Source organism: Hydrogenophaga luteola, assembly GCF_042648585.1.
Lineage (GTDB): Bacteria > Pseudomonadota > Gammaproteobacteria > Burkholderiales > Burkholderiaceae_C > Hydrogenophaga > Hydrogenophaga luteola.
Map to the genome: position 1 here is coordinate 489008 of NZ_JBHRXX010000009.1, position 13033 is coordinate 502040.

9 protein-coding genes are annotated in these 13033 nt (G+C 67.4%); 2 read left to right on the forward strand and 7 right to left on the reverse strand.

Going from position 1 to position 13033, the window contains the following annotated elements; all coding sequences use genetic code 11:
• Positions 1-61 precede the first annotated feature (61 nt).
• The 7 genes from ACFOPI_RS21140 to dapC all read right to left on the reverse strand — a co-directional run bounded on the left by ACFOPI_RS21140 (position 62) and on the right by dapC (position 7914).
• A complete protein-coding gene (locus tag ACFOPI_RS21140) occupies positions 62-313 on the reverse strand; it encodes a GlsB/YeaQ/YmgE family stress response membrane protein (RefSeq protein WP_382178395.1) in 252 nt (83 codons plus the stop codon).
• A gap of 131 nt (positions 314-444) precedes the next feature.
• Positions 445-2454, reverse strand: coding sequence for an ABC-F family ATP-binding cassette domain-containing protein (locus ACFOPI_RS21145; protein ID WP_382178398.1), 2010 nt, complete (start codon positions 2452-2454; stop codon positions 445-447).
• Positions 2451-3344 (reverse strand): 50S ribosomal protein L3 N(5)-glutamine methyltransferase, encoded by an 894-nt coding sequence (gene prmB / locus ACFOPI_RS21150; RefSeq protein WP_382178401.1) that lies wholly within the window; start codon positions 3342-3344, stop codon positions 2451-2453. The genes ACFOPI_RS21145 and prmB overlap by 4 nt, the downstream gene beginning before the upstream one ends.
• 5 nt (positions 3345-3349) lie before the next feature.
• Positions 3350-4522 carry a succinyl-diaminopimelate desuccinylase gene (gene dapE, locus ACFOPI_RS21155; protein WP_382178403.1) on the reverse strand — a complete coding sequence of 391 codons (1173 nt, stop codon included), beginning with the start codon at positions 4520-4522 and terminating at the stop codon, positions 3350-3352.
• Positions 4522-5682 carry a PilT/PilU family type 4a pilus ATPase gene (locus tag ACFOPI_RS21160; RefSeq protein WP_382178406.1) on the reverse strand — a complete coding sequence of 387 codons (1161 nt, stop codon included), beginning with the start codon at positions 5680-5682 and terminating at the stop codon, positions 4522-4524. The genes dapE and ACFOPI_RS21160 overlap by 1 nt, the downstream gene beginning before the upstream one ends.
• Positions 5683-5819: 137 nt before the next feature.
• Complete coding sequence (dapD, locus tag ACFOPI_RS21165) at positions 5820-6653, reverse strand: 2,3,4,5-tetrahydropyridine-2,6-dicarboxylate N-succinyltransferase (RefSeq protein WP_382178409.1); 834 nt, start codon at positions 6651-6653, stop codon at positions 5820-5822.
• A 34-nt stretch (positions 6654-6687) separates the two neighbouring features.
• Positions 6688-7914 (reverse strand): succinyldiaminopimelate transaminase, encoded by a 1227-nt coding sequence (dapC, locus tag ACFOPI_RS21170; RefSeq protein WP_382178412.1) that lies wholly within the window; start codon positions 7912-7914, stop codon positions 6688-6690.
• A 100-nt stretch (positions 7915-8014) separates the two neighbouring features.
• Between dapC and ACFOPI_RS21175 the strand changes: the two genes are divergently transcribed.
• Entirely contained in the window at positions 8015-9388 is a 1374-nt protein-coding gene (locus tag ACFOPI_RS21175; protein WP_382178414.1) for a M48 family metalloprotease, read from the forward strand.
• A gap of 117 nt (positions 9389-9505) precedes the next feature.
• On the forward strand, positions 9506-13027 hold the full coding sequence (gene smc / locus ACFOPI_RS21180; protein WP_382178417.1) for a chromosome segregation protein SMC: 3522 nt from the start codon (positions 9506-9508) through the stop codon (positions 13025-13027).
• The last annotated feature ends 6 nt before the right edge of the window (positions 13028-13033 follow it).

A 13033-nucleotide genomic window follows, 5' to 3' on the forward strand; every position in this document is an offset into this window, starting at 1 on the left:
CGGTCGGCCGCAGGAGCGAAGGCTCTACGGCGGCCTTTTGCGGTCGACCCGATGCCCGGGTTCAGGCCTTTTTCTTGAGCAGGCCGTAGACCATCAGCAGCACGATGGCGCCCACGACGGAAGCGATGAAACCCGCCGGCTGGCCCGGCGCGTAGAGCCCCAGGGCAGCGCCGGCGTAACTGGCCAGGAACGACCCGGCGACGCCGAGCAGGGACGTCATGATCCAGCCCATGCTGTCATCGCCGGGCTTGAGCATGCGTGCGACGAGGCCAGCGATCAGGCCGATGAACAGGGTGCCGAGAATGGACATCATGCGGAAGGCTCCTTTCAGAACGCAGAGACAGGCCTCTGGGTGGCGGTCACTGTAGCGCCATTCTTTTGATAGCGCCGCCTTTGCACGCTGGCCCTCTTCGCGGCGTGCAGGATGTCATTCTGCGGCGGCGTTCAGGCGACAGTGCCCGCTGCTTCAATCGCTTCGGTCAGTTCCAGCCACCGGGCCTCGACCTTCTCGATCTCGTCGTTCACCGCCTTGAGCTGACGACCGGCGTCGGCCAGGGTTGCGGGCGCGGCGGGCTGGCTCAGGGTGTCCTCCAGCCGTTGTTTGTCCTGAGTCAGCGCGGCAAGACGTTTCTCTGCCTGTTCCAGCGACTTCTTTAGCGGTCGCAGGCGCTCGGCCAGTTGCTGGCGCTTCTGTGCGTCCAGTTTGCGCTGTTCGGCGCTGCTGGGCGCCGGTGCGGCGGCCACAGCCGGGGCGGGTGCTGGCGCCACAGCGGTGGCCGGCGCGGTCGTCTCGGCACGCGCCTCCTGCCGGCGTGTCTCGCGCGCCTGTTTGGCCACATCCAGCAGGTAGCGCTGGTAGTCGTCCAGGTCGCCATCGAACGGGGCGATGCCGCCGCGGGAGACCAGCCAGAACTCGTCACACACGGCGCGCAGCAACGCCCGGTCGTGCGAGACCAGCATCACTGTGCCTTCAAACTCATTGAGCGCCACCGACAGCGCCTCGCGAGTGGCCAGGTCCAGGTGGTTGGTGGGTTCGTCCAACAACAGCAGGTTGGGGCGCTGCCAGACGATCATGCACAGCACCAGGCGCGCCTTCTCCCCGCCGCTCATGCTGCCGACGGCCTGCTTGACCATGTCACCGCTGAAGTTGAACCCGCCCAGGAAGCTGCGCAGGTCCTGCTCGCGCGTGGCTTGGCCGCTCAGGCGGCCTTGCGCGGTGCAGTCCTTGACCAGGCGGATCATGTGCTCCAGCGGCGTGTCGGCGGGGCGCAGAACGTCCAGTTCCTGCTGGGCGAAGTAGCCGATGTTCAGGCCCTTGCCTTCGATGATCTCGCCGCTGATGGCGGCCAGGTCGCGCGCAATGGTCTTGACCACGGTGGACTTGCCCTGGCCGTTGGCACCCAGGATGCCGATGCGCTGGCCCGCCAACACCGACTTGCTGACGCCGCGCACGATGGTGATCGGGTCGCCACCGTCCACGGCCGGCGGGTAGCCGAAGCTCACGTCGTGCATGGCCAGCATCGGGTTGGGCAGGTTCTGCGGCTCGGCGAACTCGAAGTTGAACTCCGCCTCGGCCAGCACCGGACCGATCTTCTCCATGCGCTCCAGGGCCTTGACCCGGCTCTGCGCCTGCTTGGCCTTGCTGGCCTTGGCCTTGAAGCGGTCGATGAATTTCTGCAGGTGGGCCATCTTTTCCTGCTGGCGCGCGTAGGCCGTGGCTTGCAGCGCCATCTGCTCGGCACGCATGTCCTCGAAGCGGCTGTAGTTGCCGCCGTAGCGGGTGAGCAGCGCACGTTCGATGTGCACCGTGACGTCGGTGACCGCGTCAAGGAACTCCCGGTCGTGGGAGATCACCAGCAGCGTGCCCTGGTAGCGCTTTAGCCAGTCTTCGAGCCAGACCAGGGCGTCCAGGTCCAGGTGGTTGGTCGGTTCGTCGAGCAGCAGCAGCTCGCTCGGGCACATCAGTGCACGTGCCAGCTGAAGGCGCATGCGCCAGCCGCCGGAGAAGCTGTTGACCGGTCGTTCCAGTTCATCGGTGCGGAAACCCAGGCCCAGGATCAGGGACTGCGCGCGCGCCGAGGCATCGTGTGCGCCGGCATCGTGCAGCGCCATGTAGGCGTGGGCCATGCGCTCGCCGTCGTCGCTGGCCTCGGCCGCGGTCACTTCCTGCTGGGCGGCCAGCAGGGTCACGTCGCCTTCGATGACGAACTGCGTGGCCGGCATGTCGGTCTCGGGCATGTCCTGCGCCACCTGGGCCATGCGCCAGTGGCTGGGCACACTGAAGTCGCCCTTGTCTTCGTGCAGCATGCCGTCCAGCAGGCGGAACAGGCTGGACTTGCCTGCGCCATTGCGGCCCACGAGGCCGACCTTTTCGCCGGGATTGATGGTGCAAGAGGCGCCGTCGAGCAGGACCTTCGTGCCGCGACGAAGGACCAGGTTTTTCAGGGTGATCATGGGGAAACGGATGGGGTGGCCGTGTGCGCGCGCAGCGCCTCGGCGGTCAGCAGCAGCACTTGGTCGTCACCGGCGCTGGTGGTGAGCCAGACCACTTCAAGCTGGGGAAAGGCGGCTTCAAAGTGGGTGCGTTCGTGGCCGATTTCGAGCACCAGGACGCCATGGGGAGACAGGCGCGAGGGCAGATCGCGCAGCAGCGCGCGCACGAAGTCCATGCCGTCAGCACCACCGGCCAGCGCCAGCCCGGGCTCGGCACGGAACTCCGGCGGCAGGGTGGACATGCTGTCGGCGTTGACGTAGGGCGGGTTGCACAGCACCAGGTCCCAGGGGCCCGGGCAGGCGGCGAGTCCGTCGGATTCGATCAGTGTGATGCGGTCCTGCAGCCGGTGGCGGTCGACGTTGATGCGCGCCACCGCCAGTGCGTCGGGCGAGAGGTCGGCGCCGGTCACCTGCACATCGGGCCAGGCCATGGCTGCGAGCACGGCCAGGCTGCCGTTGCCGGTGCACAGGTCGAGCACCTGCAGCGTGTCCTCGCCGAGCCAGGCGTCGAAGCCGCCGTCGGCGATGAGTTCGGCGATGAAGCTGCGCGGCACGATGGCGCGTTCGTCGACGTAAAAGGGCACACCCTGCAGCCAGGCTTCGCGCGTGAGGTAGGCGGCGGGCTGGCGGGTTTCGATGCGGCGCCCGATCAGGGCCTCGGCCTCGCTGACCTGGACTGTCTGCAGCACCTGGCTGCCGATGGCGTCCAGGTCGCTGTCCAGCGGCATGCCCAGCGACCAGAGCACCAGCCAGGCCGCTTCGTCGTGCGCGTTGGTGGTGCCGTGTCCGTAGACGAGGCCAGCGGCCTCCAGCCGGTCCTGGGACCGGTCCAGCAGTTCCTGCAGAGTCATGGTGTTCAGCCGGCCAGCGCCGCGCTGTGGTTCAGGCGTTCGAGCACGCCGCGGTAGATGGCCGTGAGCGGCTCGATGTCGGCCACCGCCACGCATTCGTCGACCTTGTGGATGGTGGCGTTGGGCGGACCGAGTTCGATCACTTGCGGGCAGATCTGTGCGATGAAGCGCCCGTCGCTGGTACCGCCGGTGGTGGAGAGCTCGGTGACGATACCGGTGGTGTCCTGGATGGCGACGCGCACGGCATCGACCAGGGTGCCCGGCGTGGTGAGGAAGGGCAGGCCGCCCACGGTCCAGGCCAGGTCGTAGCCGGTGTCCGGCTGCAGACCATGGCGCGCCAGCACCTCGGCCACACGGCCTTGCAGGCTTTCGGGTGTGGACTCGGTGGAGAAGCGGAAGTTGAAGTCGATGACCACGGTGCCGGGAATCACATTGCTGGCGCCGGTGCCGCCGTGGATGTTGCTGACCTGCCAGCTGGTCGGCGGGAAGAAGGCGTTGCCTTGGTCCCAGACCGTGGCCGCCAGCTCAGCCAGCGCGGGCGCGGCCATGTGGATCGGGTTCTTCGCCAGCTGCGGGTAGGCGATGTGGCCCTGGATGCCCTTTACCGTGAGCTTGCCGCTCATGGTGCCGCGGCGACCGTTCTTGATCATGTCGCCGGTGCGCTGGACCGAGGTCGGCTCGCCCACGATGCACCAGTCCAGGCGCTCGCCGCGGCGCTGCAGTTCTTTGCAGACCACCACGGTACCGTCATTGGCCGGGCCTTCTTCGTCGCTCGTGAGCAGGAAGGCGATGTCAATGGCCGGTTGTGGGGTGACGGCGAGGAACTGTTCGCAGGCCACGACCATCGCCGCCAGCGAGGTTTTCATGTCGCTCGCGCCGCGTCCGAACAACTTGCCGTCGCGGTGGCTGGGCACGAAGGGGTCGCTGGTCCAGGCGCCGAGCGGGCCGGTCGGCACCACGTCGGTGTGGCCCGCCCAGACGAGGGTGGGGTGCTGACCGGTGCCGCGGCGTGCCCACAGGTTGGCGACACGGAAGGCGTCCGGTCCGCTGTCCATGCGCTCGCACGAGAAGCCCAGCGGTCGCAGTCGCGCCCCAATGATGTCCAGGCAACCCGCGTCGTCGGGGGTGACCGAGGGGCGGGCGATCAGTTCTTCGGCAAGGCGCAGCGTGGCGGTCATCAGAATTTGACGTCGAGCGTGAACTCGGTGAAGGTGGCCTGGTCGCTCTGGTCGTCGTCCATCGGCGTGGCAGCCTGGTTGGCCTTGGAGGCGTTGAAGTCGTTCTGCAAACGCCACATCAGGTTGTTGGGGGAATCGGCATGCACCAGCGCCTCGTTGCGCGTGACCAGACCATCGAGCACCAGGCGCGCGAGGTCCTGCTCGAAACTCTGCGAGCCCACCGCCAGCGACTTTTCCATCGCCTCGCGCACCCCTGAGAAGTCACCTTTCTGGATGAGGTCGGCCACCAGGGCGGTGTTGAGCAGCACCTCCATTGCCGGCACCCGTCCGCCAGTGTGGGTGCGCAGCAGGCGCTGCGACACCACGGCGCGCAACGCCGCGGCCAGATCGCCCAGCATCGTCGGGCGCACCTCGACGGGGTAGAAGCTCAGGATCCGGTTGAGAGCCTGGTAGCTGTTGTTGGCGTGCAGGGTGGCCATGCACAGGTGGCCCGACTGGGCATAGGCGATGGCGGCCGACATGGTCTCGCGGTCGCGGATCTCGCCGATCAGGATCACGTCCGGTGCCTGGCGCAGGGCATTCTTCAGGCCGATCTGCAGCGATGCGGTGTCCCGGCCGACCTCCCGCTGGTTGATCACCGAACGCTTGTTGCGGTACATGTACTCGATCGGCTCCTCGATGGTGAGGATGTGGCCGGTGGCGTTCTCGTTGCGGTGGTCGATCATGGCGGCCAGCGTGGTCGATTTGCCGGCGCCGGTGGCGCCGACCATCAGCACCAGGCCGCGTTTTTCCATCACGATCTCGTTGAGGATCGGGGGCACGTTCAGCGAGTCCAGCGATGGCACGTCCGCCGGAACAAAACGGATCACCACCGCGTAGTTGCCGCGCTGGCGCATGGCACTGACCCGGAAGTTGCCGATGCCATCCAGCGGCACCGCCATGTTGAGTTCACCGGTTTCCACCAGTTCCTCGATGCGGGCCGGCGGCACGATCTCGGACAGCAGGTTGCGCGGCGCCTCGGGCGGCAGCACCTGGCTGTTGATCGGGATCGTCTGGCCGTTGATCTTGATCATTGCCGGCGCATGCGCCGACAGGTACACGTCCGAGGCCTTCTTGTCGGCCATCAGGCGCAGGATGCGCTCCATCGTTCCGCTGCTCATGCCAAATCCTCAAAAGAACTCAGAAATACACACCTCATCGGCGACCGTGCCTGAACCCAGAACACCGTGGATCTGGCTTTGCCAGTCCGCAGGTGTTGCCCCTTGAGGGGCGGAGCGCAGCGACGGGGGTGGGTCATTTAGTCGCGCAGCAAGTCGTTGATGCTGGTCTTCGAGCGCGTCTGGGCATCCACGCGCTTGACGATGATGGCGGCGTACATGCTGTAGTCGGCGCCGTTGGCGGCCTTCTTGGGCAGGTTGCCGCTGACCACCACCGAGCCCGAGGGCACACGGCCGTAGCTGATCTCGCCGGTGGCGCGGTCGAAGATCGGGGTGCTCTGGCCGATGTACACGCCCATGCCGAGCACCGAGTGCTCTTCCACGATCACGCCCTCGACCACTTCGGAGCGGGCGCCGATGAAGCAGTTGTCCTCGATCACGGTCGGGTTGGCCTGCAGCGGCTCCAGCACGCCACCGATGCCGACGCCGCCGGAAAGATGCACGTTCTTGCCGATCTGTGCGCAGGAACCGACCGTGGCCCAGGTGTCGACCATGGTGCCCGAGTCGACATACGCGCCGATGTTCACATAGGAGGGCATGAGGATCGCGCCCGAAGCGATGAAGCTGCCGCGGCGGGCCACGGCCGGCGGAACCACGCGCACGCCGGTGGCCTTGAGTTCGGCGTCGGAGAGGTGGGCAAACTTGGTCTGCACCTTGTCGAAGAAGGCCAAGTCACCGGCCTTCATCACCGCGTTGTCCTTCAGTCGGAACGACAGCAGCACGGCCTTCTTGATCCACTGGTGCACCGTCCACTGGCCCACGCCTTCGCGGGTGGCCACGCGCAGCTTGCCGCTGTTGAGTTCGGCAATCACGTGCTCGACCGCGTCCAGCACTTCTTTCGGAGCGGAAGCGGGCGAGAAGTCGGCGCGCTGTTCCCAGGCGTTGTCGATCAGGGTTTGCAGTTGTTGGGTCATGAGACGGGTCGGCTTTGGGGTTGAAATGGGTTGTTCAGCGGGACTGTTCGCGGCAGAAGCGCACGATGCGTTCGGCGGCTTCCAGGCATTCGGCGGGTTCGGCCACCAGGGCCATGCGCACGCGGCCGGCGCCGGGATTGGCGCCACCACTGGCTCGCGCCAGGTAGCTGCCGGGCAAAACGGTCACATTGTATTGAGCCAGCAATTCCCGGGCGAAGGCCTCGTCATCGCTCAGACCGGCCACCTTGCCCTCGAACGAGGCCGGCACGCCGGCCCAGAGGTAGAACGCCGCATCGGGCAGTGCCACGTCCAGCACCTCGGCCAGCATGGGCGTGACGGCTGCGAACTTCTCGCGGTACTGGCGGCGGTTGTCGATCACATGTTCCTCGTCGCCCCAGGCGGCCACGCTGGCGGCCTGCACGGCCGGGCTCATGGCGCCGCCGTGGTAGGTGCGGTAGAGCAGGAAGCTCTTGATGAGCGCTGCATCCCCCGCCACGAAGCCGCTGCGCAGGCCGGGCACGTTGCTGCGCTTGGACAGGCTGGTGAACATCATGAGGTTCCTGAAGTCCGGGCGGCCCAACTTGACTGCGGCCTCCAGCCCGCCCAGCGGCGGCTCATCACGGAAGTAGATCTCGCTGTAGCACTCGTCCGACGCGATCACGAAGCCGTGGCGGTCGCTCAGTTCAAACAGCTTCTGCCACTCGTCCAGCGGCATCACGGCGCCGGTCGGGTTACCTGGCGAGCAGACGAAGATCAGCTGCGTGCGTGCCCAGACCTCGTCGGGCACGCTGTCCCAGTCCACCGCGAAGTTGCGCGCTGGCACGCTGGGCACGTAGAAGGGCTGGGCGCCGCCGAGCAGGGCCGCACCCTCGTAGATTTGGTAGAACGGATTTGGAAAGGCCAGCGTGGCGCCTGGTTTCGAGGCGTCCAGAACGGTCTGGGCAAACGCGAACAGGGCCTCGCGCGAACCGTTCACCGGCAGCACCTGGGTGGCTGCGTCGACGGTGACGCCATAGCGGCGCTGCATCCAGGCGGCGCAGGCCTGGCGCAGAGCGGGTTCGCCGGCGGTGGCCGGGTAGCCGGTCAGGCCGGTGTCCAGCGCGGCGGCCAGCGCGTCCTTGAGCATCTGGGGCGTGGCGTGTTTCGGTTCGCCAATGCCCAGGCTGATGGGGCGCAGGTCGGGATTGGGCGTGACGCCCGCGAACAGCCGGCGCAGCCGCTCGAACGGGTAGGGCTGCAGAAGGGACAGATGGGGATTCATGGCGGGGGATTATCCCTGTCACCGGCACCAGCCTGAAGGGCCACCTGGACCGGGATCTGCGCTGGCTACACTGTGCGGCTTTTATCGGGGAGTGATGAAAATGGACTACAAAAACAGACGCAAGCGGCCCGCCGGGTGGCCGCGGCGCGGCGTGCAGCTCGGCGCCCAAATCGGAGTCGTGGGCCTGCTGGCGCTGGCGGGGCTGATGGCCAGGGCCGACAGCGACCGCTACATCGACGTGAGCAAGGCGGCCGCCCAGGGCACCGACGCCTCGGACCAGGCCTTCTTCCGGGAACTCGAAGCGATGCACCAGGCGCTGGCCAAGGTCAGCGGCATCGAGTCCCGGCTGCTGCTCTCTGACAGCGACGAGGTCAACGCCTTTGCCACCGAGGTGGAAGGTGAAAAGTTGATCGTGCTGAACATGGGCCTGGTGGATGCGCTGGGCGACGACCGGGATGCGCTGGTCTCGGTGCTGGCCCACGAATATGCCCACCACGGCAAGTCCCACCTGGCGAGCACGAAGTCGACCAACTCGCTGTTCGGCGTTCTCGGCGTGGTGGTCGGGGCGGTCATCGACTACAAGCTGGGCACGGGCGGGCTCGGGCAGGACATTGGCGGAGCCGGTGCCAAGGTGATCACCCGCTCGTTCTCGCGCGACCAGGAGCGCGAAGCGGACGCGACCGGTCTTCAGTGGATGGTCGACGCCGGCTACAACCCGGCCGGTGCGGTGCGTGCGCAGCGCAAGTTCCTGGAGATGGCCGGGTCGTCCGGTGGTTTTTCGCTGTTCCGGACGCATCCCGGTTCGGACGAGCGGGTGGTGAACCTGCAGGGCCTGATCGCGGCGAACGCCAAGGCCCAGGCCTTGCAGAGCGAGCAGAAAGTGGCGCTGTCATTGCCTTCTGCGGACGAGGAGGAAGACGAGGGTGCCGATGAGTCCGTGGGCCAGGCGGTGGCGGCCTTCACCGAACCTCCGGCGGCCTTGCTGGAGCCGGTGCAGGGCACCAGCCTGGCAAGCTTTGCGCAGATCTCCAACGACATCGTGTTCATGGGCGAGGCCAAGGCGCTGGCCCGACACAAGCTCACCGCCAGCCGTTACGCGCAGATCAACGACGGCTGGACCACCCGCATGCGCGGCGAGTCGGGCCACACGCTGACGGGGGCCTATTCCATGCACTATTTCGAGGCCAGTCAGGGCCGGTTCGCGGTCTGGGGCAAGGACGTGGCCCAGGCCATGCGTTCCGGCCGCCTGGCGCAGACGACCGAGCCGTTGCCGGTGGACGACTGGGCCGCATTGGTGCAGGCGCAGCGGCAGGCGGTCAAGGACGGCCAGTACGACGCCGCGGCGTTCGAGCGCGCCGCCAAGGCCAAGGGGCTGACCAGCTACGACTTCAACATCGTGAATTCGTGGTGGATGCAGCGCGCCCGTGAACGGGCCTCCCAGGGCGACACCAGTCTGTACCAGAAGCTGGGCTGAACGGTGTTCAGTTGACGGCCTGCCACGGGGTGCCCGAGCAGGCCCGCACGGTATCATCGTGCCCGCCACGTCCGCGCCCGGCGGACGTCCTTTTTTCAGAACGTTCCAGGGCGATCCGTGCGTCTCAATTCCATCAAGCTGTCCGGCTTCAAGTCCTTCGCCGAACCGACCAACTTCATGCTCCCGGGCCAGCTGGTGGGCGTGGTCGGTCCCAACGGCTGTGGCAAGTCCAACATCATGGACGCGGTGCGCTGGGTGCTGGGTGAGTCCAAGGCCTCCGAGCTGCGTGGCGAGTCCATGCAGGACGTGATCTTCAACGGCACCAACAACCGCAAGCCGGCCAGCCGCTCCAGCGTGGAGCTGGTGTTCGACAACAGCGACCACCGCGCGGGCGGCCAGTGGGGCCAGTTCACCGAGATCGCGGTCAAGCGCGTGCTCACGCGCGACGGCACCAGCAGCTACTACATCAACAACCAGCCGGTGCGCCGCCGCGACGTGCAGGACGTGTTCCTGGGCACTGGTCTGGGGCCGCGTGCCTACGCCATCATCGGCCAGGGCACGATCAGCCGCATCATCGAATCCAAGCCCGAGGAACTGCGCCTGTTCCTGGAAGAGGCGGCCGGTGTGTCCAAGTACAAGGAGCGCCGCCGCGAAACCGCCAACCGGCTGGCCGACACGCGCGAGAACCTGACCCGGGTCGAGGACATCCTGCGCGAGCTCAACGCCAACCTGGACAAACTGGAGAAGCAGGCCGAGGTGGCGGCGCGCTACCACGGGCTGCAGTCCGGCGCCACGCTCAAGCAGCACCAGCTGTGGTTCCTCAAGCGCACCGAAGCCGAGGCCGACCAGGTCAAGGTCAAGAACGACGCAGCCCAGGCGGTGAACGATCTGGAATCACGTACCGCGGACCTGCGCCGGGTGGAAAGCGAGCTGGAAACCATCCGCCAGGCGCACTATGCCGCGGGCGATCAGGTCAACCAGGCCCAGGGTAGGCTCTACGAGGCCAGCGCCGAGGTGGGCAAGCTCGAGGCCGAGATCCGTTTCGTGGTCGAAGGCCGGCAGCGCGCCGAGCAGCGCCTGACACAGTTGAAAGAGCAGATCGCCTCCTGGTCGACCCGCAGCCAGGACGCCGCCGTCGAGCTGGAGCAACTGGCCGAAAACATCGTGGCCGCCGAGGAGCGTTCTGTCGAACTCGCGGCGCAGGGCGAGGAGCAGTCCGGCAGCCTGCCCTCGCTGGAAGACGCGCTGCGGGCGGCGCAGAACGCCGCCAACGAGCAGCGTGGCAGTGTCACCCAGGTGCAGCAGCAGATCCAGGTGCTGGCCGCCGAGCAACGCAACATTGAAGAGCAGAGCCGGCAGCTCAACCAGCGCCGTGAGCGGCTCGTGGCCGACCGCAACGCGCTGGCCGCGCCCGACGAGGCCCGCCTCGCGCAGTCGCAGGCCTCGTTCCAGCAGGCCGAGCAGGCCGCCGAACTCGCCGAGGCGGTGCTGCACGAGCTGCAGGAAAGCGTGCCCGATCTGGACGAACAGCGCCGCGCGGCGCAGCTGGCGGTCAACCAGGAATCGGCGAAACAGGCCGATCTGTCGGCCCGCCAGGAAGCGCTCAAGGCGCTGCAGGAAAAGGTGCGCACCGACGGCAAGCTCAAGCCCTGGCTGGCCAAGCACGGGCTGGACGGCCTGCAGGGCCTGTGGAGCCGTATTCATATAGAGCCCGGCTGGGAAAACGCCCTGGAGTCCGCCTTGCGCGAGCGCCTGAGCGCGCTGGAGGTTTCGCGCCTGGAGATGGTGCGCGCCTTCAGCAACGACGCGCCGCCGGCCAAACTGGCGTTTTACAGCCCGCCCGCTGCGGACGTGCCCGCGCCGGCCCGCGCCGGTCTCAAGCCATTGGCCGACTGGCTGCGCCTGAACGACGCCGGGCAGAAGGCGCTGCTGGCCGACTGGCTGCAGGGCTGCTGGACCGCCGCGAGCCTGGACGAGGCCATGGCACTGCGCAGCCAGCTGCAGGCGGGCGAAGCGGTCTTTGTGCCGGCAGGCCATGTGGTCACTGCGCACAGCGTGAGCTTCTACGCGCCCGACAGCGAGCAGGCCGGCCTGCTGGCCCGTGCCCAGGAAATCGAAAACCTGGACAAGCAGCTCAAGGCCCAGGTGCTGATCGCCGAGCAGGCGCGCGCCGCGCTGGTGCGCGCCGAAGCGGCCTACACCGACGCCTCGCAGCGCCTGGTGGCGGCGCGCCGGGAAGGCGCCGAGACCCGCACCCGCGCCCACGAGCTGCAGGTGGAGATGCTGCGCCTGACGCAGCTGGCCGAGCAGACCCGCGCCCGCAGCGAGCAGATCGCCGCCGACCTGGCTGAGGTCGATGGCCAGCTCGACGACCTGCAGGAGCGCCGCGTCACCGCCGAAGCGCGTTTTGAAGAGCTGGACATGCAGCTGGCCGATAGCCAGGAGCGCCACGCCCAGCTCGATGACAAGGTGATCGCTGCCGAGCGGGCGCTGAGCGACGCGCGCGAACAGCAGCGCGGTCTGGAGCGCCAGGCGCAGGAAGCCACCTTCACGCTGCGCAGCCTGCAGGCGCGCCAAGGCGAGTTGCAGCGCTCGCTGGAAACCGCCGGCTCGCAGGAAAAGGCCTTGGCCGATGAAGCCGCGCGCGCTGCGGAAGAGTTCGCCCGTCTGGACGACGCAGCCGCCCAGGCCGGGCTGCAGTCGGCGCTGGCCATGAAGCTGGAGCGCGAGCAGGCGCTGGGCGCGCTGCGCAGCCAGTACGACGACCTGACCGCCAAGCTGCGCGCCAGCGATGAGCACCGCCTGAAGCTGGAGCGCGAGCTCGACCCGCTGCGCCAGCGCATCACCGACTTCCAGCTCAAGGAGCAGGCCGCGCGCCTGGGCGTCGAGCAGTACAGCCAGTTGCTGGCCGAGGCCCAGGCCGACCTGGCCGCGGTGGCGCAGAGCATCACCGAGGGCAATGTGCGCCTGACCGGCCTGCAGTCCGAGATCGACCGCTTCCACCGCGAGATTCAGGCCCTGGGCGCGGTCAACCTCGCCGCGCTGGACGAACTGACCGCCGCGCGCGAGCGCAAGACATTCCTCGACGCGCAGTCCGCCGACCTGATCGAGGCGATGAACACGCTGGAAGACGCGATCAAGAAGATTGACGCCGAAACCCGCGACCTGCTGGGCAACACCTTCAACACCGTCAACGAGCACTTTGGCCGCATGTTCCCCGAGCTGTTCGGCGGCGGCAACGCCCGGTTGGTGATGACCGGCGAAGAGATTCTGGACGCTGGCGTGCAGGTGATGGCCCAGCCGCCGGGCAAGAAGAACCAGACCATTCACCTGCTCTCGGGCGGCGAGAAGGCGCTGACCGCCATTGCCCTGGTGTTCGCCATCTTCCAGCTCAACCCGGCGCCGTTCTGCCTGCTGGACGAGGTGGACGCGCCGCTGGACGACGCCAACACCGAGCGCTACGCCCGACTGGTGACCAGTATGAGCAAGAAGGGCACCCAGTTCCTGTTCATCAGCCACAACAAGATCGCCATGGAAATGGCCGAACAGCTGATCGGCGTGACCATGCAGGAGCAGGGCGTCTCGCGCATCGTGGCGGTGGACATGGAGTCCGCCGCCGGTATGCTCGAATCCGCTTGAGAACAT

What these genes read in the sequence shown, in the direction of transcription:
- ACFOPI_RS21175 (WP_382178414.1), top strand. Translation starts at nt 8,015, where the DNA reads ATGGACTACAAAAACAGACGCAAGCGGCCCGCCGGGTGGCCGCGGCGC.
- ACFOPI_RS21160 (WP_382178406.1), bottom strand. Translation starts at nt 5,682, where the DNA reads ATGAGCAGCGGAACGATGGAGCGCATCCTGCGCCTGATGGCCGACAAG.
- dapD (WP_382178409.1), bottom strand. Translation starts at nt 6,653, where the DNA reads ATGACCCAACAACTGCAAACCCTGATCGACAACGCCTGGGAACAGCGC.
- prmB (WP_382178401.1), bottom strand. Translation starts at nt 3,344, where the DNA reads ATGACTCTGCAGGAACTGCTGGACCGGTCCCAGGACCGGCTGGAGGCC.
- dapC (WP_382178412.1), bottom strand. Translation starts at nt 7,914, where the DNA reads ATGAATCCCCATCTGTCCCTTCTGCAGCCCTACCCGTTCGAGCGGCTG.
- dapE (WP_382178403.1), bottom strand. Translation starts at nt 4,522, where the DNA reads ATGACCGCCACGCTGCGCCTTGCCGAAGAACTGATCGCCCGCCCCTCG.
- ACFOPI_RS21140 (WP_382178395.1), bottom strand. Translation starts at nt 313, where the DNA reads ATGATGTCCATTCTCGGCACCCTGTTCATCGGCCTGATCGCTGGCCTC.
- ACFOPI_RS21145 (WP_382178398.1), bottom strand. Translation starts at nt 2,454, where the DNA reads ATGATCACCCTGAAAAACCTGGTCCTTCGTCGCGGCACGAAGGTCCTG.